Raw genomic sequence first — 22,220 nt, 5'->3', positions numbered from 1 at the left:
AAAAGCAGGCTTTTCTAAATTTGGCTCCTCTGACTGGACTCGAACCAGTGACATACGGATTAACAGTCCGCCGTTCTACCGACTGAACTACAGAGGAATCGTTTGGAACGGGGCGCATATTATCGGGCAGGCTGTGGCTTGTCAAAGCTCTTTTTCACAATTTTTTCTGACTGCTGAATAAAGCGTCAATTGCCCGACGCGGGCCCGCGCGATGGCGCGAATTAGCGCCAGCACTGCGCCTGATTGTGAGAGATGTCACCAATGCTATGCAAAATTACATTCTGATTTGTCGCTTCTGTCAGATACCTCGCATGTATGATCACAGATATTTCATTTCGCCGTTGTCGCCACCCAAAACGAAACATATATTCCGGGAAACTCATCCCCGTGAACCGCAGGTGCAGCATGAACAAAGTCAGAATCGGTATGATTGGCAGTGGATATATTGGGCGTTGTCACGCGATTGCCTACGCGCAGGCACCCACGGTGTTCGCCCTGAAGGGTGAGATTGTGCGCGAGATGCTGGCAGAGGTGAATCCGGCGCTGGCGGCGCAGCAGGCGGCGACGTTTGGCTTTGCCCGTTCGACGGGCGACTGGCGCGAGCTGGTGCGCGATCCGCACATCGACGTCGTCGATATCTGCGCGCCCAATTTCCTGCACAAAGAGATGGCGCTGGAGGCGATTCGCCACGGCAAGCACGTCTACTCCGAAAAGCCACTGTCGCTCTCGGTGGCCGATGCCGAAGAGATGGTGCAGGCGGCAGAGCAGGCGGGGGTGAAAACCCTGGTGGGCTTCAACTACATGAAAAACCCCACCAGCCAGCTGGCGCGGGAGATTATCGCGCGCGGTGAGATCGGCGAGGTGGTGCACTTTTACGGCACCCATAACGAAGATTATCTGGCGCGCGCGGAGACGCCGCTCGACTGGCACTGCCAGAAAGCGCTGGCCGGTCTCGGCGCGCTTGGCGATCTGGCGGCGCATATCGTCAACATGGCGCACTATCTGGTCGGTGATATTGATGAGGTGAGCGGTGACATGATGACGGTGATCAAACAGCGACCAGATCCGAAGGCGCCGTCACGTCTGCTGCCGGTGGAAAATGAAGATCAGGCCAGCGCGCTGCTGCGCTTTAAAAATGGCGCGCACGGCGTGATTGAAACCTCGCGTATCGCCTGCGGCAGCAAGATGGGGCTGACTTATGTGGTGACCGGCACCAAAGGCACGCTGCGCTACACGCAGGAGCGCATGGCTGAGCTGGAACTGTATCTGCACGACGATCCGGCCGGCCGCCAGGGCTTTAAAACCATTCTCACCGGTCCGGCGCACCCGGATTACGCCAGCTTCTGCGTCTCGGCCGGCCACGGCATCGGTTTTAACGATCAGAAAACGGTCGAGATTCGCGATCTGATCAACGGCATCGCCGCCGGCGATCGCATGTGGCCGGATTTTGCCGAAGGGCTGCAGGTGCAGAAGGTGCTGGAAGCGGTGGCGATTTCCGCCGTGGAGCGCCGCTGGATGAAGGTGTGATGCAGAGCGTCAGCCGCAGACGCACGTAACCGCTCGCCATGAATGGCGACCCTACACGGTGCGTGCAGGGATGGCGAGCCTCACAGGGTGCGCATTTATGCGCACCGGGATAATGCAGCAATTTTCCAAAGATTACGCCAGCAACGCACACTGCGGCGGCAGGCGGCAGCTCAACGCGCCGGGCTGCACCTCAATCACAAACTCGCTGCCGGACAGCGGCTCGCCGTCGAGGTTAAAGGTCATCTCATGCGGTGAACGGATGGTCAGTGACGTCAGCTGTGCCGCAACAATGTTCGGGTTTTCGTCGTCGCGCGTCAGCGAGTGCAGCAGCGTTGGCAGCAGCTCCTGGGCGGTTACGATGCTGAGATTGAGCTGTCCGTCGTTGATCAGCGCTTCCGGACATAACCGCTGTCCGCCACCGGCCTGGCGGCCATTGCCAATGCCAATCACCAGCGCGTCACCCTGCCAGTGAAAGCCCGGTCCGCTGATTTCGCAGCTGTCCGGCTTCAGCGCATCAACGCGCATCAGGCCATGAATAAAATAGGAGACGCCGCCCAGCGCCGATTTCAGTTTCTCCGGCGTTTCCGTCGTGATGCGCGTACCAAAACCGCCGGTCGCCATGTTGATGAAGTAACGGTCGCCGTTCACCCGCGCCAGATCGATGGCCGTGGCTTTGCCCAGTACCGCCAGCCGCAGTGCCGCTTCCATTTCTGCCGGGATACCGGCGCTGGTAGCAAAATCGTTGGCAGTGCCAAGCGGTAAAATCCCCAGCACCGGCCGCTGCGCTGGCAGCAGGGCGGCCAGCGCGGTGGCAATCTCATTGATGGTGCCATCGCCGCCGCCAGCCACCACGGTTTCCGCCTGCAGCTGCAGCGCTTCCTGCACGTAGCGGTCACCGTCGCCTTTTTCCCAGGTCACGCGCACCGCCAGGTTAAAGCCTTCGTCGCGCAGGGTATTCACGGCGGCACGCAACTCTTCATTGCCTGCGCCTTTTCCATTCAGAATCAGCAAAGTGAGGGGTTTATTTTGCATTATCGCTTCCCTGATGAGTAAGACAGAGCTGTGGTTATAGCATAGCTGCGGCGGGAACTTTATCGGCGAACGATGAAAAAAAGAAAACCCGCACGGGGGAGCCGGGCGGGTGAATGAGGTGGTTCCTGGTACTACCTGCTGTTTGTTGTTACTCGTTAGCAGCAGGCGCGATTCTAAAGCGCGGCGAAGCGGCGGTCTGTGATCCTGTTCTAACTTCGCCGTTTTCTTTTCATTTAGTGCGATTTTTACCGTGCGGATCGTAAGTGCTGTTACCGTCGGTAAAATTGCGCAGCAGCAGCGCATAGGCCAGTTCTACCCCCTCCGGCACGCTGATCCAGACGCGATGACCATCTCCCGGAGCCACCTCAACCGCGGCACCCTTGTCATTCTGCATCGCCTGCAGCGTGCAGTTGAGATTGCCGTCCGGCGTCATGATCTCCACGCTATCGCCCAGCATGAACTTGTTCTTCACCGCCACCTGCGCCCATGTACCGCGCCGCTCACCGGTAAATTCACCAACAAACTGCTGACGCTCCGAAATGGAAAAACCCTGCTCGTAGTTTTGATAGCTGTCATGGGTGTGGCGACGCAAAAAACCTTCGGTATAGCCGCGGTGCGCCAGCCCTTCCAGCGTCTCCAGCAGTGCCGGATCGAAAGGTTTGCCGGCGGCCGCATCGTCGATTGCGCGGCGGTACACCTGCGCGGTGCGCGCGCAGTAGTAGAACGATTTGGTGCGGCCCTCAATTTTCAGCGAATGCACGCCCATCTGGCTCAGGCGTTCGACGTGCGCCACCGCGCGCAGATCTTTCGAGTTCATGATGTAGGTGCCGTGCTCATCTTCGAACGCGCTCATCACCTCGCCTGGCTTCATCTTCTCTTCCAGCAGGAATACCCGGTCGGTAGGCTGACCGACGCCGAGCGTCGCGGGCTGCACCGCAACCGGCTGATGAAAGCCAACAATGTTGCCGACTTCATCCTGCTGGCCTTCGGCCACGTTATATTCCCAGCGGCAGGCGTTGGTACAGGTGCCCTGATTGGGATCGCGCTTATTCAGATAGCCAGAGAGCAGGCAGCGGCCGGAGTAGGCCATGCACAGCGCGCCGTGAACAAAGATTTCAATCTCCATCTCCGGCACCTGCTGGCGAATTTCGGCGATCTCCTCCAGCGACAGCTCGCGCGACAGAATCACGCGCGTCAGCCCCATCTGCTGCCAGAACTTCACCGTGGCCCAGTTCACCGCGTTAGCCTGCACCGACAGGTGAATCGGCATCTGCGGGAAGGCTTCACGCACCAGCATGATCAGGCCGGGATCGGACATGATCAGCGCATCCGGCTGCATTTCGATGACCGGCGTCAGATCGCGGATAAAGGTTTTCAGCTTGGCGTTGTGCGGGGCAATGTTTACCACCACGTAAAACTTCTTGCCGAGCGCGTGCGCCTCGCTGATGCCTTTAGCGAGGTTTTCATGGGTGAATTCGTTGTTGCGCACGCGCAGGCTGTAGCGCGGCTGGCCGGCATACACCGCGTCGGCGCCGTAGGCAAAGGCGTAACGCATATTTTTCAGCGTGCCTGCCGGCGAAAGCAGTTCGGGTTTAAGCATGGGGAGTTCTCACTGATGTCAGGTCAGCTGCCATCACGGATGGCACGTGCAGCGGCCGCGTCAGGCGGCCCTGCAAAAGGTGGGGAATTGTAGGCAGGGCGACTCCCGATGTAAATTGACCTGGATCAATCTAAGCGGTTACAGCAGGCGGCCCACATCCGCTTCCCAGCGATATCCCATGCCGTACACGGCGCGAATAAACGGCTGTTCGGCATCAAGGTTCTCCAGCTTGCGCCGCAGGTTCTTGATGTGGCTGTCAATGGTGCGATCGGTGACCACGCGATAGTCGTCATACAGATGGTTCAGCAGTTGCTCGCGCGAAAACACTTTGCCCGGCTCCAGCGCCAGGGTTTTCAGCAGGCGGAACTCGGCGGGCGTCAGCTCCAGCGGCTGTTCGCGCCAGCTGGCCTGGAAACGTCCTTCATCGATCAGCAGATGCGAGGCCAGCTGCGCCTCTTCTGGCGAACGTTTCACCCGGCGCAGAATGGTTTTCACCCGCGCCACCACTTCACGCGGGCTGAAAGGTTTGCAGATATAGTCGTCAGCGCCAATCTCCAGCCCGAGCAGGCGATCGATCTCTTCCGTGCGTGCGGTCACCATGATAATCGGCAGCTCGGAGAAGCGGCGGATTTCCCGGCACAGCGTCAGGCCGTCACGGCCCGGCAGCATCAAATCCAGCAGCATCAGGTCCGGCGGGGTTTGCTGCACGTAACTCAGTACCGCGTTGCCATCGGCGAGATGGTGCGTGCGGTAGTTTGACGCCTGCAGATAATCAATCATCAGCTGCGCCAGTTTGGGTTCGTCTTCCACAACAAGAATCAGGGGATCGCTATTTTCCGTGCTCATAAAGGGTGTCTAGTGAGGAACATACGGCAAGTTTAGCGTGATTTTCAGCCCACCTAAATCAGAGTCGGCCGCATTAATGCTGCCGTCATGCGCCTCAACAATATTCTTGCAGAGCGCCAGACCGAGCCCTGAGCCGCCGCTGGCGCGATTGCGCGAGCTTTCGGCGCGGAAGAAGCGCTCAAACAGCTGCGCCTGCTGCTGACGCTCGACGCCCGGTGCGCTGTCGGCAAACTGTAGCTGCCACTGCTCGCCGCTGAGCTGCATACTGAGCTGCACCGTGCCGCCGGTATCGGTGTAGCGCAGGCTGTTTTCCAGCAGGTTAGTAAACAGCTGCATCAGCCGGTCCGGATCGCCAAAGCTGCTGGCCTGCGCCGGCAGCATCAGGCTGAGCGTCAACCCCCGGCTGCGATAGCGTTCGCCAAAACTGCCCGCCACCACCTCCAGCAGACTAACCAGATCCACTGGCTGTTTGCGGTAGGCGAGGGCGCCCGCGTCGGAGAGCGACAGCTGGTGCAGGTCTTCCACCAGCTGGGTCAGCAGCGCGACTTCACTCTGCAGCGAACTGATGGCGTCGGGGGTCAGTTTGCGCACGCCATCCTGCATCGCCTCCAGCTCACCGCGCAAAATCGCCAGCGGCGTACGCAGCTCGTGGGAAATATCGGCCATAAAGGCGCGCCGGTTGCTCTCATTTTTCTCCAGCGAGCGCGCCAGCTGGTTGAAGTCGCGCGCCAGCTGACCAATTTCGTCGCTGCTGCCGACCTCCACCCGGGTGGTAAATTTGCCCGCCGCCAACTGATGGGTGCCGTCCACCAGCCGTTTCACCGGTGCCAGCAGGCCGCGCGCCAGCAGCCAGGTGACCAGTGCGGCCAGCAGCGTGGTGAGGCCGACAATCAGCCAGCTGGTCTGGCGCTGCTGATGGTCAAAGTTGATATCGGTGCTGCGCGTCAGTCGCTCGGCGGGCGAGGCAATCACCCAGCCAACAATCTTGCCGTTGCTGGTGGTGATATTGCGGCGCGAGCCTTCCGGCGGCACCGGCGAGCGCGGGCCGGACAATATTTTGTACTGCTGATCGATAATCCAAAACTGGGTGCGCCAGCCGTGCGGCGGCAGCTGAGTGCCGCTGCCGGGATTCTGTTCCAGCGAGCGCAGAATGGTGAAAATCAGCCGGTCGTTGTTACGCAAAAAATCCCAGCTACCGTGCTGTTCGTATTGATCGGCCAGCGCATCGCTCAGCAGCGTCAGGCGCTGCTCATTGCCCTTTTTGATGTAATCGACAAAGCCATGCTCAAAGCTGAGGCGCACGCCCCAGTGCATGGTGATGATCACCAGCATGCAGGTGGAAAAAATCGCCATAAACAGTTTGGCGCTGATGCCGAGTTTTACCGGCTGCTTCATCCTTTTCTCCTGCCTCTCAGGTCCACGTTTTTACTCACATCGGCGGGTACGCGCCAGAACACCAGCGCCGGCAGCGCAATCACCAGCGCCATGCACAAATAGGTGTACATAAAGGTTTGATGGGTCGCGGCGCTGTCGCTCACCGCGCCATGGCCGAAAGCGCCGAGCAGCAGACCAGCCACGGTGACGCCGATACTCATCGACAGCTGCATGATCATCGACAGCAGGCTGTTGCCGCTCGAGGCCAGCTCGTCCGGCAGCTCTTTCAGCGTCAGGGTATTCATGGACGAAAAGCGGATGGCATTGACCATGCCCTGCAACAGCAGCACCACGGGCAGCAGCCAGATCCAGCCGAGCAGCGCCACCACGGGAAACAGCACCACCACCAGTGCCAGCGCCAGGGTGCCGCCCACCAGCGCGTTACGATAGCCAAACAGGTTCACGATGCGCACCACCACACGTTTGATGCCCATGTTGCCCAGCACCATCGGGATCATCATCAGCCCGGCGTGGAACGGGCTAAAGCCGAGGCCCACCTGCAGAAAAATCGGCGTCATAAACGGCAGCATGCCGCTGCCGATGCGGCCGGTGAAGCTGCCGAGCAGGCCGATGGCGTAAATGCGGTTATCAAACAGCTTCAGGCTAAACAGCGCGTTATCGTTGTTGCGGCCGTGCATCAGGTAGAACAGCAGGGAAAATACCCCCAGCAGAATCAGCAGGCACAGCAGCAGCGGCGAGCCGCCGGCGCTGCGCTGGCCGTCGAGCGCCAGCGTCAGCGTAGCCATGCCGACCGCCAGCAGCATAAAACCGAGGAAGTCAAAGCGTCGCGTCTGCATGGTGTAGTTCGGCATCAGCAGCAGCGTGGCAATGGCACCGATGATGCCAACCGGAATGTTAATCAGGAAGATCCAGTGCCAGCTGGCATACTCCACCAGAATGCCGCCCAGCGCCGGGCCGAGCAGCGGGCCAATCTGGCCGGGCAGGGTGACAAAGGTCATGGCCGACATGTACTGCTCACGCGGCACGATCTTCATCACCGTCAGCCGGCCTACCGGCACCATCATCGCACCGCCGATGCCCTGAACCACGCGCGCCATCACCAGCTGGTCAAGTGACGTGGCGAAGGCACACAGCAGCGAACCGAGGCTAAACAGCACGATGGCGCAGAAGAAGATGTTGCGCACGCCAAAGCGGTCTGCCAGCCAGCCGCTGAGCGGCAGCGTGACCGCCACGGTAAGCACGTAGGAGACAATCACCGAGTGCATATGCAGCGGGCTGACGTTGAGATCGTGGGCCATCGCCGGAATCGCGGTGTTCACAATGGTGGTATCCAGCGTCTGCATAAAAAAGCCGAAGGCCACAATCCACAGTTGCCAGCGGACGGTGGCGGTTTGTGCGTTCATGGTCATCCCGTGTTAACAGTTTCATCAGCCGCAGGTCGCGTAGCGGCGCGATTTATCGCGCGTTGAATTGCACCGCTACGGTTAGTGCAGGTATGACGTTATGGCTCCGTTATCAACCGCGGCTGCTTTTTCCGACGGCGCAGTTTATCCATCATCAGGTACACCACCGGTGTGGTGTACAGCGTCAGCAGCTGGCTCATCACCAGCCCACCGGCAATGGTGATGCCCAGCGGCTGGCGCAGCTCCGCGCCGTCCCCGCTGGTCAGCACCAGCGGCAGCGCACCAAACAGCGCCGCCAGCGTGGTCATCAGAATCGGGCGGAAACGCAGCTGGCACGCCTGGAAAATGGCGTCGCGCGCCGACAGATTGCCGTTGCGCTCCGCCTCCAGCGCGAAATCCACCATCATGATGGCGTTCTTTTTCACGATACCGATCAGCAGCAGGATGCCGATCAGCGCAATCAGGCTGAACGGCGTATTAAACAGCTGCAGCGCCAGCAGCGCGCCGACGCCCGCCGAGGGCAGGGTAGAGAGAATCGTCAGGGGATGCACGTAGCTCTCATACAGAATGCCGAGCACGATATACACCGCGGCAATCGCCGCCAGCATCAGCCACAGCTGGTTCGACTGCGAATCCTGAAATACCTGCGCGGTGCCGGCGAAGCTGCCGCGCACGCTGGACGGCACGCCAATCGCCGTGATGGTGCGGTCAATGGCCTCTGACGCCTGCGACAGCGAGACCCCTTCCGGCAGGTTAAACGAGATGGTCGAGGCCGCCGACAGCCCCTGATGGTTGACCGACAGCGGCGCGTTGGCCGGCTGCCATTTAGCAAACCAGCTGAGCGGAATCGCTTTGCCGTCGCTGTTGATCACGAACATCTGATCCAGCGCGCTGACATCCTGGGTATAGCGCGGATCCACCTCCATCACCACTTTGTACTGATTCAGCGGCTGGTAGATGGTGGAGATTTGCCGCTGGCCGAAGGCGTTATTCAGCAGCGCATTGGCCGCCGACACGTCGATGCCGAGGCGCGCCATGCTTTCGCGATCGTAAGTCAGCGCCATTTCGCTGCCGTTGTCCTGCTGATCCGAGTTCACATCGGCCAGCTCTGGCAGCGCGGCAAACGCCTGGCGGATTTTCGGCTCCCACTCACGTAAATCGGCGAGGTTATCCGAAAGCAGGCTGTACTGATAACTGGCGTTCGATTCGCGTCCGCCGACGCGAATATCCTGCACCGCATTGAGGTACAGGTTGGCACCCGGTTCTTTCGCCAGCTTCACGCGCAGGCGAGCGATCACTTCCTGCGCGCTTTCGCTGCGTTCTGACAGCGGCTTGAGTGACACAAACATCGAGCCGCTGTTGGTGCGCGAGCCGCCGGTGAAGCCGGTGACGTTATCGACCGCCGGGTCAGCCTTGATGATGTTCATGAAATCCTGCAGCTTGCCGCGCATCGCCTGAAACGAAATGCTTTGATCGGCGGAGATAAAGCCGTTGAGACGGCCGGTGTCCTGCTCGGGCATAAAGGTTTTCGGGATGGCGATAAACAGCCAGATGGTCAGCCCGACGGTGCCGAGCAGCAGCAACAGTACCCAGATTGCGTGGTTCAGCACCCAGCCCAGCGAGCGCGCATAGCCCTGCTGCACCGCCAGCAGCACGCGGCCAAATCCGCGCGTGCGCGGCTGGCTGCGCTTCGCCTGCGGTTTCAGCAGATACGCACACATCATCGGCGTCAGGGTAATGGAGATAAACAGCGAGATGAGAATCGCCACCGACAGCGTGATGGCAAACTCCGAGAAGAAGCGACCAATAATGCCGCCAATCATCAGCAGCGGCAGGAACACCGCAATCAGCGACAGGCTCATCGACAGCACGGTAAAGCCCACCTCGCGCACCCCGGTGAGTGCCGCCTGCAGCGGCTTCATGCCGGCTTCGACGTGACGCGCGATGTTCTCCAGCACCACGATGGCGTCATCCACTACAAAGCCGGTGGCGATGGTCAGCGCCATCAGCGACAGGTTATTCAGGCTGAAGCCGCACAGGTACATGGCGGCGAAGGTACCAATCAGCGACACCGGTACCGCCGCCGCCGGAATCAGCGTGGCGCGGCCGTCGCGCAGGAAGAAAAACACCACCAGAATCACCAGCGCCACGGCGATCACCAGCGACTGCTCCACTTCATGCAGCGAGGCGCGGATAGTGGGCGAACGGTCCTGGGCGATTTGCAGGTCGATAGCCGCCGGGATCACCTCATGCAGCTCCGGCATTTCCGCCCGGATGCGGTCGACGGTATCAATAATGTTGGCGTCCGGCGACTTGCGCACCACCAGCAGCACCGCTGGTTTACCGTTGGTCATCCCGGCGTTGCGCACGTCCTGCACCGAATCCTGCACGTTCGCCACATCGCTCAGCCGTACCGCCGCGCCGTTGTTGTAATGCACCACCAGCGGCTGGTAGACGCTGGCGGTTTGCAGCTCATCGTTGGTCCGTACCTGCCAGCGCTGCTGGGTATCGTCGATGGCACCCTGCGGACGGCGCTGGTTGGCGTTGCTGATGGCGGTGCGCACCGCATCCAGCGACACGCCCTGATTAAACAGCGCCTGCGGATTGAGGTCGACGCGCACCGCCGGCAGCGAACTGCCGCCTACCGTGACATCACCGACGCCATCAATCTGCGACAGCTTCTGTGCCAGTTGCGTCGACGCGTAATCATACAGCTGACCGGGATTATAAATATCCGACGTCATGGTGAGGATCATGATCGGCGCATCGGACGGGTTGGCTTTGCGGTAGGTTGGGCGATTGGGCATGCCGGTCGGCAGCAGGCTCTGGGCGGCGTTGATCGCCGCCTGCACGTCGCGCGCCGCGCCGTTGATGTCGCGGTCGAAATCAAACACCAGGATGATGCGCGTGCTGCCCAGCGAGCTGGTGGAAGTCATTTCACTGACGCCGGCAATGCGCCCCAGCGAGCGCTCCAGCGGCGTGGCGACCGAGGCCGCCATGGTTTCCGGCGACGCGCCGGGCAGCGAGGCCGAGATGAGGATCACCGGGAAATCCAGCTGCGGCAGCGGCGCCACCGGCAGCAGACGGAAGCCGAGAATGCCCGCCAGCGCAATCGCCAGTGTCAGCAGCGTGGTGGCAACCGGCCGATGGATAAACAGGGCGAAAAACTTCACGACTGCGCCTCCGTGCCTTTCAGACGCCGGCGCGTGGCGTGGGCAAGTCGATCAAACAGCAGATAGATCACCGGAGTGGTAAACAGTGTCAGCACCTGGCTCAGCACCAGGCCACCGACCATGGCGATGCCGAGCGGACGACGCAGCTCCGCGCCGACGCCGGTGCTGAGCATCAGCGGCAGCGCGCCAAGCAGCGCCGCCAGCGTGGTCATCAGAATCGGCCGGAAGCGCAGCAGACAGGCCTGATAGATCGCCTCACGCGGCGCCATGCCCTGTTCACGCTCGGCGGCCAGCGCGAAGTCGATCATCATGATGGCGTTCTTCTTCACGATACCGATCAGCAAAATGATGCCGATGATGGCGATGATATCCAGCTCGTTGCCGCTCAGCATCAGCGCCAGCAGCGCGCCAACGCCGGCGGTGGGCAGCGTCGATAGAATAGTAATCGGGTGGATGAAGCTCTCATACAGCACGCCGAGCACGATATACATCGCCACTACCGCCGCGACGATCAGCCAGATGGTGCTGGTCAGCGCCGCTTCAAACGCCAGCGTGCTGCCCTGGAACTGCGTCATCATCTCTGCCGGCATGCCGACCTGATCTTCCGCCGTGGTGATTGCCTGCAGCGCATCGCCGAGCGAGTAGCCGTGCGCCACGTCAAACGAGAAGGTGGCCGACGGGAACTGGTCGAGATGATTAATGCTCAGCGCAGCGTGGCGCTCTTCGACTTGCGCGATGGCGCTGAGCGGCACGCTGCCGCCGTCGCTGCTGTTCAGGCGAATCGCGTCGAGGCTGGCGAGACCGGGGGTTTGCGTGTTGTCCTGCTCCAGCACCACGCGATACTGATTGGCCTGGGTGTAAATCGTTGAGATCAGGCGCTGGCCAAAGGCGTTGTACAGCGCGTTATCAATGTCGGCCATGCTGATGCCGAGCCGGCTGGCGCTGTCGCGATCGACGCGCACAAAGGCTTCCAGCCCCTGATCCTGCCAGTCGCTGCTGACGTTGCGCAGCTGCGGCAGCGTATTGAGCTGTGCCAGCAGTTTCGGCACCCAGCTGCCCAGCGACTCCAGCGAACCCGACTGCAGGGTAAACTGGTATGGCGTGCGGCTCGCCTGGGTATCAATGGTCAGATCCTGTACCGGCTGCAGCCACAGCGACACGCCGGGCAGGCGATCGATCGCCTGCTGCAGCCGCTGCTGCACTGCCGGAATACGATCGTCACGCTGGTCCAGCGGTTTCAGGTTAATTTGCAGCCGCGCGCTGTTAAGCGCCGCGTTGGTGCCATCCACGCCGACGAACGAGGTCAGGCTCTGCACCGCCGGATCTTTCATAATGATCGATGCCACGTCGCGGGTGCGCTGCGCCATACTGGCGTAAGAGACCGACTGCGGCGCCTGCAGCGTGCCCTGAATGATGCCGTTGTCCTGCTGCGGGAAGAAGCCCTTCGGAATCACCACCCACAGCAGCACCGTCAGCAGCAGTGTGCCGAGCGCCACCGACAGCGTCAGCCACGGGTGGCGCAGCACGCGCGTCAGCCAGCGGCCATAGCCGGCAATCACCTTATCGAACATCGCCTCGCTGGCGCGGGAGAAGCGGTTCTGCCTGCGCAGCGATTCGGCGCTTAGCATGCGCGCGCACATCATCGGCGTCAGCGTCAGCGAGACCACCGCCGAGATCAGAATCGCCACCGCCAGCGTCACGGCGAACTCGCGGAACAAACGGCCAATCACGTCGCCCATGAACAGCAGCGGAATCAGCACCGCGATCAGCGAGAAGGTGAGGGAGATGATGGTGAAGCCAATCTCACCGGCACCTTTCAGCGCGGCGGTCATCGGCTTTTCGCCTTTTTCGATGTAGCGCGAGATGTTCTCGATTACCACGATGGCGTCATCGACCACAAAGCCGGTGGCGATGGTCAGCGCCATCAGCGTCAGGTTATTGATCGAAAAGCCAAGGAAATACATGGCGGCAAAGGTGCCGACCAGCGACAGCGGTACCGCGACTGCCGGAATAATGGTGGCCGGGACATTGCGCAGAAACAGATAGATGATCATCACCACCAGCCCGATGGCCAGCATCAGCTCATGCTGGGTATCCGCTACCGAGGCGCGAATGTTGGTGGTGCGATCGGTGAGCAGTTTGACGTCAACCGACTTCGGCAGCGTGGCGGTCAGCGACGGCAGCAGCGCGCGGATGCTGTCAGCGGTAGCGATAATATTGGCGCCCGGCTGGCGCTGCACGTTCAGCACAATCGCCGGCTGACGGTTGGCCCAGGCGCCCAGCCAGCTGTTTTCTGCGCCCTGTTCAACCGTGGCGACGTCGCCCAGCCGCACCGGCGCGCCGTTGCTGTAGCTGACGATCAGCTTGCGGTAATCCTCCGCGGAGGTCATCTGGTCATTGGCCGACAGCGTGATGGAGCGCGTTGGACCATCAAGGCTGCCTTTCGCCGAATTGACGTTGGCGTTGCTGATGGCGGTGCGCACCGTCTCGCTGGTGAGGCCGAGGGCCGCCAGCGCCTGTGCGTTCATCTTCACCCGCACCGCCGGACGCTGGCCGCCGGAGAGCGTGACCAGACCGACGCCGGAGACCTGGGAAATCTTCTGCGCCACCCGCGTCTCCACCATATCCTGCACCTGCGTCAGCGGCATACTGGTGGTGGTAACGGCCAGCGTCATGATTGGCGGATCGGCCGGATTGACTTTGCTGTACACCGGCGGATTCGGCAGATCGCCAGGCAGCAGGTTAGTGGCAGAGTTGATCGCCGCCTGCACTTCCTGTTCGGCAACATCGAGCGCCAGCGTCAGCTGGAACTGCAGCGTAATCACCGAGGCACCGCCGGAGCTTTGCGACGCCATTTGCTTCAGGCCGGACATCTGCCCGAACTGGCGCTCAAGCGGCGCGGTAATCGACGAGGTCACCACATCCGGGCTGGCGCCGGGATAGAGCGTGACGACCTGAATGGTCGGGTAATCGACTTCCGGCAGCGCGGAAACCGGCAGGAAGCGATAGCCCAGCACGCCGGCCAGCAAAATTGCGATCATCAGCAGCGTGGTGGCCACCGGGCGCAGAATAAACTGGCGTGACGGGCCGCCGCTGGCGTCGGGAGGCATCACCTGCATTATTGACGTTCTCCGCGAGCCGGTTGCGCCGCGCGCGTGCTGTGCGTGGCGGTACTCTGTGCGGCGACAATTTCCACCGTGGCGCCTTCGGTCAGGCGGTCGAGACCGTCAGTGACCACGCGCTGACCGGCCTGCAGCCCGGCATCAATCACCACTTTCTGGCTATCCTGCAGCCCGGCGGTGACGCGTTTCTTACTCACTTTGTTATCGCTGTTCACCACCCAGACAAAGTGGCCGTCGTTGCTCATCTGCAGCGCGGCGGTCGGGATCACCACTGCGTTTTGCAGCGTATCCACCTTCAGCCGGGCATTAACAAACTGATTGGGAAACAGGGCGTCGTCCTGATTGCTGAAGCGCGCCTTGAGTTTAATGGTGCCGGTGGTGACATCGATCTGGTTATCAATGCTCAGCAGCGCACCCGTGGTCAGCAGGGTTTTATTGCTGCGATCCCAGGCTTCAACCGGCAGCGGCTGACCGCTTTTCTGGGCTTTCAGGATCTGGCTAATGTTGTTCTCGGCAACGCTGAACACCACGTCAATCGGGTGCGTCTGGGTGATCACCACCAGACCATTGGTATCGCCGGCGGTAATGTAGTTGCCGACATCCACCTGCTTCAGCCCGACGCGTCCGGCAATCGGCGCGGTGATGCGGCTGTAGGTCAGATTGAGCTGCGCGCTGGCCACATTACCTTCGTCGGCTTTGATGGTGCCGAGGGTTTCACTGACCAGCGAGCGCTGGGTATCCAGTTCCTGCTGCGACACCAGCGAGGTTTTCGCCAGTTTTTCATAACGGCTGAGGTCGCGGCGCGCATTAGCCAGCGTCGCCTGATCTTTGGCCAGCTGGCCCTGCGCCTGGGTGAGCGCTACCTGCCATGGGCGGGGATCGATTTCTGCCAGCAGCGCGCCGGCCTCCACCTGCTGACCTTCCGTGAAGTGCAGCGCCATGAGCTGGCCGTCGACCCGGCTGCGCACCGTAACGGTGTTGGCCGCGGTGACGGTGCCGAGTCCGCTGAGGTAATAGGGCACGCTTTCGGTGGTCGCGGTTGCGGCCTGCACCGGTGCCAGCGGACGGCGTCCGCCGCCGTTGTTGCCACCGCGTCCGTGATGCGGCTGGCCATCAGCCTGGGTAGCCTGCGCAGGCTCGGCCGGATGCTGCCACCAGTAGTAAGCGCCCGCCAGCGCAGCCAGTACCACCACGCTAATCAGGCCCGTTTTTAATCGTTTATTCATTGCTCTGTGTGCTCTCCGGCGGTTTCGTTTTCCCCACATGCGCGCGCAAACGAACCGCGGCGCAAACGAAATGATTGTAGTCGCCCGGGTCGGGCAAAAATTGAAGGAATTAAGAATATCGCCCCGGGCACGCTAAGTATTCATATTCAGTAAATATTTTGGCAGCAATACGCATAAGCGTGACTTTTTCCTTTGCTAAGCTGAATGACAGACCAGTCTCGTTTCACTAAGGAGGATCACATGCGTCAACACAAAACCCGTCAGCTGGGCGACAGCGGTATCAGCGTGCCGCTGCTGACGTTTGGCGGCAACGTTTTTGGCTGGACGGTCGATGAAAAAACCTCGTTTTCACTGCTCGACGCGCTGGTGGAAAAGGGGCTGTTCTTCATTGATACCGCAGACGTTTACTCACGCTGGGCGCCGGGCAACGCCGGCGGTGAATCGGAAACCATCATCGGTAAGTGGCTGAAAAAAAGCGGTAAGCGCGACAGTATCGTGCTCGCCACCAAGGTAGGTATGGAGCTGACGCCGGAGAAAACCGGGCTGAAACCGGCCTATATCCGCCAGGCCGTGGAAGATTCGCTGCGCCGCCTGCAGACGGATGTCATCGATCTCTATCAGGCGCACCGTGATGACGACAGCACGCCGCTGGTGGAAACGCTGAAAGCCTTCGACTCGCTGATCAAAGAGGGCAAAGTGCGGGCTATTGGTGCGTCCAACTACAGCGCGCAGCGCCTGCAGGAAGCGCTCGACATCAGCAAGCAGGAGGGACTGGCGCGCTATGAAACCCTGCAGCCGGAGTACAACCTGTACGATCGTCAGGAGTATGAAAGCGGACTGGAGCAGGTGGCGGTGAAAAACGGTCTCGGCGTGATTAACTACTACTCGCTGGCCAGCGGTTTCCTGAGCGGGAAGTACAAGAAGCCGGAAGACGCCAGTAAAAGCGCGCGCGGCCAGGGCATTGTAGAAAAATACCTCAACGATCGCGGTAAGCGCATCATTGAAGCGCTGGAAGATGTCGCGGCCTCGCACGACGCCTCTGCTACCCAGGTGGCGCTGGCGTGGCAGATTGCGCGACCGAGCATCACGGCACCGATTGTCAGTGCCACCTCGCTGCAGCAGCTGGATGAGCTGGTGAAAGCCACTGAGCTGGAGCTCAGCAAGCAGGAGATTGAAGAGCTGGCCAGCGCCAGCAAGCCGTAACGCGAAGCGGGACGCTGCGGCGTCCCGTCACGTAATAATTTTTTCGCCACGCAAAAAATGCCTTTTTCCTCCAGAACATATCCATTCATCGATCGCTGTCACAATTGCGTTAAGTCACTGTCACCTTTGCACTCACTGCGCACAGATTTGCAAAAACTGACATAACCTCAGCATTATTCTCTGCCCGTTCCTCTCCGGAAATTCACAGAAGAATAATCATCATGAACAGAAAAAAAGCAGTGCAGCATATGCCTCGCCTGGCAGCGGGCACCCTGATGTTTGCTATGTTGAGTGCGTCGGCGGTGGCAGCCGATGCGTTCAGCTACGATTCTCCCTATATGTTTGGCGACTGGGGCGGTAACCGAACACAGCTGGAAAACGACGGCGTGAAATTCGACGTTAACTACACCATGGAGAGTGCTTCGAACCTGGGCGGCGGTGCCGATACCAACACCTCGATGCGCTACAGCGATCAGTGGGCGTTTGGCCTGAATCTTGACCTGCAAAAACTGCTCGACTGGCAGGATGCGCAGTTCCAGATGACCATTACCGACCGTAACGGTCGCAATATCTCCGATCAGGTGGCAGACCGCCGTACCGGCATGCTGTCATCGGTGCAGGAAGTGTACGGACGTGGCCAGACCTGGCGTCTGACGCAGTTCTGGCTCAGCAAAGGGCTGTTTGATAACACCGTCAACCTGAAAGCCGGTCGCGTTACCGTCGGGGAAGATTTCGACAACTTCGACAGCAAGTTCCAGAACCTCGCATTCGGCAGCGGCCAGGCGGGTAACTGGCGCGGCGACCGCTGGTTTAACTGGCCGGTTTCCCAGTGGGGCGGCCGCGTGAAGGTTAACTTCACGCCGGAAGTGTTCTTCCAGGTGGGCTTCTACAACCAGAACAGTGCCAACTACGATCGCGGTGACGGTTTCCGTCTGGATACCAGCAACTCCGAAGGCAACCTGGTGCCGGTGGAACTGGGCTGGAAACCGACCTTCGGGCCGGCTAACCTGCCGGGTAACTACCGCATTGGTTATTACTACTCTTCGGCCAACGGCGATAACTACGGCAGCTGGCGCGATGGCGCTTATCAGAGCAAGGACCACGCCTACGGCGGCTACGTGCTGTTACAGCAGCAGCTGACCGCACAGGGCGGCGATGCCAGCCGTGGCCTCGGCGTGACGGTGCAGGCGGTGATGAACGATCACAAAACCTCAAAAACCGACAACTATCAGTCGATCAGCTTTACCTGGAAAGGGCCGTTTGATGCGCGTCCGCAGGATGAGATTGGCGTCGGCGCGGCGCGTATTCACGTCAACAGCGCGTATACCCGTTCGCTGCGTCAGCAGAATGATGCCAACGGCGAAACTGATTTCGACAGCCCAACCTATCTGCCGATTCAGGATGGTTCCGAGTACAACTACGAGGTTTATTACAATGCGCAGCTGACCAAATGGCTGCAGCTGCGTCCAAACCTGCAATACGTGGTGGCACCGGGTGCGGTGAGCGAAGTGAAAGATGCGTTTGTGGGTGGGATCAGTGCGAACGTGAATTTCTAATCTGGCAGAAGTGACTTTTCCCTCTCCCTTTGGGAGAGGGCAGGGTGAGGGGAAAATCGCACGGAGCTGTCTGGCCCTCACCTTAACCCTCTCCCGCAAGCGGGAGAGGGAATTATCTGAACATCACTTCGGCCCAGCGCGCCAGGCCGGCGGTGACCGAGCCGAAATCATCGCCGCTGGTGATGGGCGTGTCGGGCAGCGCCTGCTGCAGCGCGGCGCGCAGGATCGGCGAACGGGCGCTGCCGCCGGTAAGGTAAATCACCTCCGGACGGGTGTCACAACTGGCCAGCGCCAGCTGCACCTGCTCAAGAATGCGCGCCAGCGGCTGGTTGATCGCCTCTTCCAGCTGCGCGGCGCTGATCTCCGCCTGTAGCGTTTGCGCAATAAACGCCAGCGAGGCCGCGGTCTCGCGCTGATCGGAGAGCGCAATCTTGCTCTCTTCCGCCGCGCGCACCAGCCGGTAGCTCAGCTTCTGTTGCCAAACTTTCAGCAGATGTGCGACTTTATCGCCCTGTTCGGCATCACGCACCAGATCGCGCAGCAGCTTACCGCTGGCAGCCGAGTAGAAGTCGCTTTGTGCCGGCACATCGTTAATCGCCACCGCGTTCCACCACGGCAGCGCGGGCAGGGCAGTGCCCTTCAGCGTGTTACCGCCCAGACCCAGCAGCGGCATCAGCGTTTTGAACGCCAGCATGATATCGAGGTCGTTACCGCCGACGCGGCAGCCGCTGTGGCCAAGCAGGCTGGCACGGCGATCGGACTGATTACGCCACTGCGGCCCCATCAGCAGCATGGAGCAGTCGGTGGTTCCGCCGCCGATATCCACCACCAGCACGCGAGTCTCCTGCTGCAGCGTGGCTTCAAACTCCAGACCGGCGGCAACCGGCTCGAACTGAAACTCGACGTCGCGGAACCCGGCACGCTGTGCGGCACGCAGCAGAATGCTCTGCGCCTGCTGGTTGGCGTCTTCACCGCCCAGCCCCTGGAAGTTGATTGGCCGGCCAATCACGGCCTGATCAATCGGTTGATCGAGCTGGGTTTCACCCTGCTGGCGAATGTGCAGCATCATGGCGCACACCAGATCTTCAAAGAAGGCGATCTGCTGGGGTTTCAGGCCGCTGGCGCCGAGGAACGACTTCGGCGATTTGACGAACCACACCTCTTCCGGATCGACCATATAATGCTGCAGCGCGGTCAGACCAAACTGCACGCTGGCGGGCGTTACCTCGATATCCTCTTCGCGGTTATAACGCAACGCGCGCTGCAGTAGCGCGGTGCTTTCGCTGTCTGGCGTGGGGACCTGATGATGGCGGTGCAGCCATTCACTGATGGCTTCGCGCGTGGGCGCGCAAATCATGGAGGGAAGCAGGCGCTGACCGTTTTCCAGTGTCAGTAACCGCGGTGTGCCGCTATCCGTTACCGCGATGGAACAGTTAGCCGTGCCGTAGTCGAATCCGATAAACATTGTATCCCCCATGCCAGAAAAAAGGGGGCGACTTTAGCGCAGCCAACGCGGCCTGGCAATGGGCAGCGCCGCAGTTTATCCCTGAACTTCCTGGTAAACCTGATACTGGCCGCGCCCGGCGTGTTTGGCGCTATAACAGGCGACATCGGCCTGCGACATCACCACATTGCTGATGCAGTTATGCTGATCGATTTGCGTGATACCGGCGCTGGCACCGACGTGATACGGCCGGTCCTGCCAGATAAAAGTAAAGTCATGCACCGCGCTGACGATGCCCTGCACCACCTCGCGCACCTGGTCAACATTGCTGTAGGGCAGCAGCAGGCCAAATTCGTCACCGCCGAGGCGCGCCAGCACATCGCTATTGCGCAGGTGCTGTTGCATGAGATCGGCCAGTGCGCGCAGCAGCGCATCGCCAGCGGCATGGCCGGCGGTATCGTTGACCGCTTTAAACTTATCCAGATCGATAAACACCAGCACGTGCTCACTGTGATGCGCGGCGGCGTCATTCACCAGTCGCTTCAGCTGCTGTTCAAAGCTGTGACGGTTCGGCAGGCGCGTCAGCATATCGTGGGAGGCGCTGTAGCTCAGGCGTTTCATCATGCGGCGCGACTCGCTGACGTCATGAATGACCATTACGGCACCGATGTCGCTGCCGGTCAGGGTTTTCAGCGGCGTGATGCTGTAGTGAATCTCGACCTGGGCACCATCCGGGGTATGCAACACCAGCTCCTCTTCCAGGTCCGGTGTGGTTTTGCTGGCGGGCAGGCTGCACAGCAACAGATTCTCCACGCGCGGCCCCTGCGCGCCACGCGTAATCGTCAGCAGTTCGCTCAGCGCCACGCCAGCCGCTTTCGCCTGCGGCCAGCCGCTCAGCGTCTCGGCCACCGGATTCATGAAGGTCACCCGCATCTCATCGTCAGTACAAATCACCGCTTCACCGATCGAGTCGAGGGTGATGGCCATACGTTCCTTCTCCTGGAACAGCGCTTCATTCAGCGTGCGCAGCGAGGTGATGTCCTGACAAATGCCCAGCATGCGTTCGATCTGCCCATCCTTGCTGATGATGCTATTGGCCTCGGAGCGCACGTAGCGCACGCCCTGCGGCAGATTGATGCGGTACTCCAGCTGGAAGGCGCTGCGGCGTTCAATCGCCTGCTGAATGGTGAGCGCGGCCGCTTCGCGTTCCTGAACATCGACCAGATGCAGCCACAGATCGTAGCTCGGCACCCGGTGCGGCTCCAGCGCAAATAACTCGTACATGCGCTTGTCCCATAACATCTCGCCGTTTAGCAGGTTCCACTCCCACACGCCGATGCCGCCCGCTTCGTTGGCCAGCGTGATGCGCTCCATCAACCGCTGGTTGACCTGCTCGCTCTGCTTCAGCTCGGAGATATCCACAATCTGCGCGATAAAGTAGAGCGGGTGCAACTGCGCATCACGCACCATCGAGACTGTGAGGCGCGCCCAGACGATCTCGCCATCTTTGCGGAAATAGCGCTTCTCCAGGGTATAGGTCAGGATCTCACCGGCGATCAGCCGCTCCAGCTGCTGCAGGTCGCTGTTGAGATCGTCCGGATGGGTGATCTGCTGAAAGGTGAGTTTTTTCAGCTCTTCCGCCGCGAAGCCCAGCGTGCGGCACAGCGACTGGTTGACCTGCTGCCAGCCGCCTTCCGGCGATACCAGCGCCATGCCGATGGCGGAATACTCCATGGCGTTGCGGAAGCGGGTTTCGCTTTCGCTGATGTGGTGCTTTTCACGCTGGAAAGCATCCATCACCAGCGACATCACGTGGCTCGGCAGCAGCACCAGCAGAAACGGCAGCCAGGTGCTGACCTGGCCGAGCAGCAGATCGTTGCGCGCCAGGTTGACCCAGTCGAGCGCCAGCAGCAGCGAGATAAAGCTGGCGTTGAGGAAAAACAGCAGAAAGGCTTCGAATTTGGGCAGGCGCACCGCGCACCAGAACAGAATCACCACGATAAAGGTAAACGGCCACGGCAGGAAGCGCAGCGCCAGATAGCTGGCCAGCAGCGTGACAATCAGCGTGAGCAGCGTTTCCAGCTGACGTTCCGGCGTGATCAGCTGGCGCAGCGGTTTATCAGGCCACAGCAGCAGCACCGGACCGAAGGCCAGCACGCCAATCACTTCGGAGATCACCCATGTGGAGAAAAACGGCAACGAGGCGTGGCCGTCAACGTGCAGCATCCACAGCGCCACGACGCCGCCCAGCAGCGGCGCGATCAGGCCCGCAGCCAGCGCAAAGCGTATCCAGTCGGCCAGTGAGTTGAGCGGGGCTTTGCGGTCGAGCAGCGCGCGCAGCATCAGCCCGCCGAGGATGGCCTGCACCATATTAAGGATGGCGAATTTGACATTGCTCAGGGCCGGGCCGATCACCAGCAGATTGGCCAGCGCCGTGCCGAGCACGCAGCTGGCCAGCAGCAGCGGTACCTGTCGCGAGGGGGCGCGGAACACCACGACGGTCATTAACGCGGTGGAGTACCAGAGCGGGGAAATGCGGCCGCTGACAACAATCAGTTCCAGACAGAACAGCGTCAGTAAAAATGCCAGCGCGCAAAGCAGCAGGGCGCTGAGCCACTTTTTTTGCGGATTATCCTGCGAGGTTACTATCTCAAGAGTCATGCACGAATCCAGCAGCGCGCATTGATTACTCG

13 protein-coding genes and 1 tRNA gene are annotated in these 22,220 nt (G+C 60.6%); 3 read left to right on the top strand and 11 right to left on the bottom strand.

The window, feature by feature from the left end:
* Positions 1-21: 21 nt before the first annotated feature.
* Positions 22-97, bottom strand: a tRNA-Asn gene (locus CBW22_RS10445).
* Between the two features lie 308 nt (positions 98-405).
* On the opposite strand from CBW22_RS10445, the gene CBW22_RS10440 reads away from it, so the two are divergent.
* Entirely contained in the window at positions 406-1,527 is a 1,122-nt protein-coding gene (locus CBW22_RS10440) for a Gfo/Idh/MocA family protein (protein WP_058757279.1), read from the top strand.
* Positions 1,528-1,659: 132 nt separating this feature from the next.
* Here the strand turns inward: CBW22_RS10440 and yegS are convergent, their stop codons facing one another.
* The 8 genes from yegS to CBW22_RS10400 all read right to left on the bottom strand — a co-directional run bounded on the left by yegS (position 1,660) and on the right by CBW22_RS10400 (position 15,324).
* Positions 1,660-2,559 carry a lipid kinase YegS gene (gene yegS / locus CBW22_RS10435; RefSeq protein ID WP_088516605.1) on the bottom strand — a complete coding sequence of 300 codons (900 nt, stop codon included), beginning with the start codon at positions 2,557-2,559 and terminating at the stop codon, positions 1,660-1,662.
* A 229-nt stretch (positions 2,560-2,788) separates the two neighbouring features.
* Positions 2,789-4,159 (bottom strand): prephenate-dependent tRNA uridine(34) hydroxylase TrhP, encoded by a 1,371-nt coding sequence (trhP, locus tag CBW22_RS10430; protein WP_088516604.1) that lies wholly within the window; start codon positions 4,157-4,159, stop codon positions 2,789-2,791.
* A gap of 138 nt (positions 4,160-4,297) precedes the next feature.
* Positions 4,298-5,005 (bottom strand): two-component system response regulator BaeR, encoded by a 708-nt coding sequence (gene baeR / locus CBW22_RS10425; protein WP_031280058.1) that lies wholly within the window; start codon positions 5,003-5,005, stop codon positions 4,298-4,300.
* Between the two features lie 9 nt (positions 5,006-5,014).
* Positions 5,015-6,400 (bottom strand): two-component system sensor histidine kinase BaeS, encoded by a 1,386-nt coding sequence (baeS, locus tag CBW22_RS10420; protein WP_088516603.1) that lies wholly within the window; start codon positions 6,398-6,400, stop codon positions 5,015-5,017.
* Entirely contained in the window at positions 6,397-7,803 is a 1,407-nt protein-coding gene (mdtD, locus tag CBW22_RS10415; RefSeq protein WP_088516602.1) for a multidrug transporter subunit MdtD, read from the bottom strand. The genes baeS and mdtD overlap by 4 nt, the downstream gene beginning before the upstream one ends.
* Positions 7,804-7,901: 98 nt before the next feature.
* Positions 7,902-10,976, bottom strand: coding sequence for a multidrug efflux RND transporter permease subunit MdtC (gene mdtC, locus CBW22_RS10410; RefSeq protein WP_021509313.1), 3,075 nt, complete (start codon positions 10,974-10,976; stop codon positions 7,902-7,904).
* Positions 10,973-14,095: an MdtB/MuxB family multidrug efflux RND transporter permease subunit gene (locus tag CBW22_RS10405; protein ID WP_088516601.1), complete on the bottom strand. Its 3,123-nt coding sequence runs from the start codon at positions 14,093-14,095 to the stop codon at positions 10,973-10,975. The genes mdtC and CBW22_RS10405 overlap by 4 nt, the downstream gene beginning before the upstream one ends.
* Positions 14,095-15,324: an MdtA/MuxA family multidrug efflux RND transporter periplasmic adaptor subunit gene (locus CBW22_RS10400; protein ID WP_088516600.1), complete on the bottom strand. Its 1,230-nt coding sequence runs from the start codon at positions 15,322-15,324 to the stop codon at positions 14,095-14,097. The genes CBW22_RS10405 and CBW22_RS10400 overlap by 1 nt, the downstream gene beginning before the upstream one ends.
* 240 nt (positions 15,325-15,564) lie before the next feature.
* Here CBW22_RS10400 and CBW22_RS10395 point away from each other — a divergent pair, with 240 nt between their 5' ends.
* Together CBW22_RS10395 and CBW22_RS10390 are read left to right on the top strand one after the other, a co-directional pair.
* Complete coding sequence (locus tag CBW22_RS10395; RefSeq protein WP_021509316.1) at positions 15,565-16,527, top strand: aldo/keto reductase; 963 nt, start codon at positions 15,565-15,567, stop codon at positions 16,525-16,527.
* Positions 16,528-16,748: 221 nt separating this feature from the next.
* Positions 16,749-18,083: a carbohydrate porin gene (locus tag CBW22_RS10390; protein WP_021509317.1), complete on the top strand. Its 1,335-nt coding sequence runs from the start codon at positions 16,749-16,751 to the stop codon at positions 18,081-18,083.
* Between the two features lie 112 nt (positions 18,084-18,195).
* Here CBW22_RS10390 and yegD read toward each other — a convergent pair whose 3' ends face one another.
* Both yegD and CBW22_RS10380 read right to left on the bottom strand, forming a co-directional pair.
* Entirely contained in the window at positions 18,196-19,548 is a 1,353-nt protein-coding gene (gene yegD, locus CBW22_RS10385) for a molecular chaperone (RefSeq protein ID WP_088516599.1), read from the bottom strand.
* Positions 19,549-19,623: 75 nt separating this feature from the next.
* Positions 19,624-22,188 (bottom strand): diguanylate cyclase, encoded by a 2,565-nt coding sequence (locus CBW22_RS10380; RefSeq protein ID WP_088516598.1) that lies wholly within the window; start codon positions 22,186-22,188, stop codon positions 19,624-19,626.
* Between the last annotated feature and the right edge of the window lie 32 nt (positions 22,189-22,220).

The sequence above is a fragment of the Pantoea sp. VS1 genome, assembly GCF_002207995.1.
GTDB classification, from domain to species: domain Bacteria; phylum Pseudomonadota; class Gammaproteobacteria; order Enterobacterales; family Enterobacteriaceae; genus Pantoea; species Pantoea dispersa.
The sequence above is the reverse complement of the archived record's forward strand: the minus strand, read 5'-3'. Positions and strand labels throughout refer to the sequence as shown.

Excerpts from the sequence above, each read along its gene's own strand:
- CBW22_RS10380 (WP_088516598.1), bottom strand. The coding sequence starts at position 22,188 with ATGACTCTTGAGATAGTAACCTCGCAGGATAATCCGCAAAAAAAGTGG.
- mdtD (WP_088516602.1), bottom strand. The coding sequence starts at position 7,803 with ATGAACGCACAAACCGCCACCGTCCGCTGGCAACTGTGGATTGTGGCC.
- CBW22_RS10390 (WP_021509317.1), top strand. The coding sequence starts at position 16,749 with ATGAACAGAAAAAAAGCAGTGCAGCATATGCCTCGCCTGGCAGCGGGC.
- CBW22_RS10400 (WP_088516600.1), bottom strand. The coding sequence starts at position 15,324 with ATGAATAAACGATTAAAAACGGGCCTGATTAGCGTGGTGGTACTGGCT.
- yegD (WP_088516599.1), bottom strand. The coding sequence starts at position 19,548 with ATGTTTATCGGATTCGACTACGGCACGGCTAACTGTTCCATCGCGGTA.
- baeR (WP_031280058.1), bottom strand. The coding sequence starts at position 5,005 with ATGAGCACGGAAAATAGCGATCCCCTGATTCTTGTTGTGGAAGACGAA.
- CBW22_RS10440 (WP_058757279.1), top strand. The coding sequence starts at position 406 with ATGAACAAAGTCAGAATCGGTATGATTGGCAGTGGATATATTGGGCGT.
- trhP (WP_088516604.1), bottom strand. The coding sequence starts at position 4,159 with ATGCTTAAACCCGAACTGCTTTCGCCGGCAGGCACGCTGAAAAATATG.
- yegS (WP_088516605.1), bottom strand. The coding sequence starts at position 2,559 with ATGCAAAATAAACCCCTCACTTTGCTGATTCTGAATGGAAAAGGCGCA.
- baeS (WP_088516603.1), bottom strand. The coding sequence starts at position 6,400 with ATGAAGCAGCCGGTAAAACTCGGCATCAGCGCCAAACTGTTTATGGCG.
- CBW22_RS10405 (WP_088516601.1), bottom strand. The coding sequence starts at position 14,095 with ATGCAGGTGATGCCTCCCGACGCCAGCGGCGGCCCGTCACGCCAGTTT.
- CBW22_RS10395 (WP_021509316.1), top strand. The coding sequence starts at position 15,565 with ATGCGTCAACACAAAACCCGTCAGCTGGGCGACAGCGGTATCAGCGTG.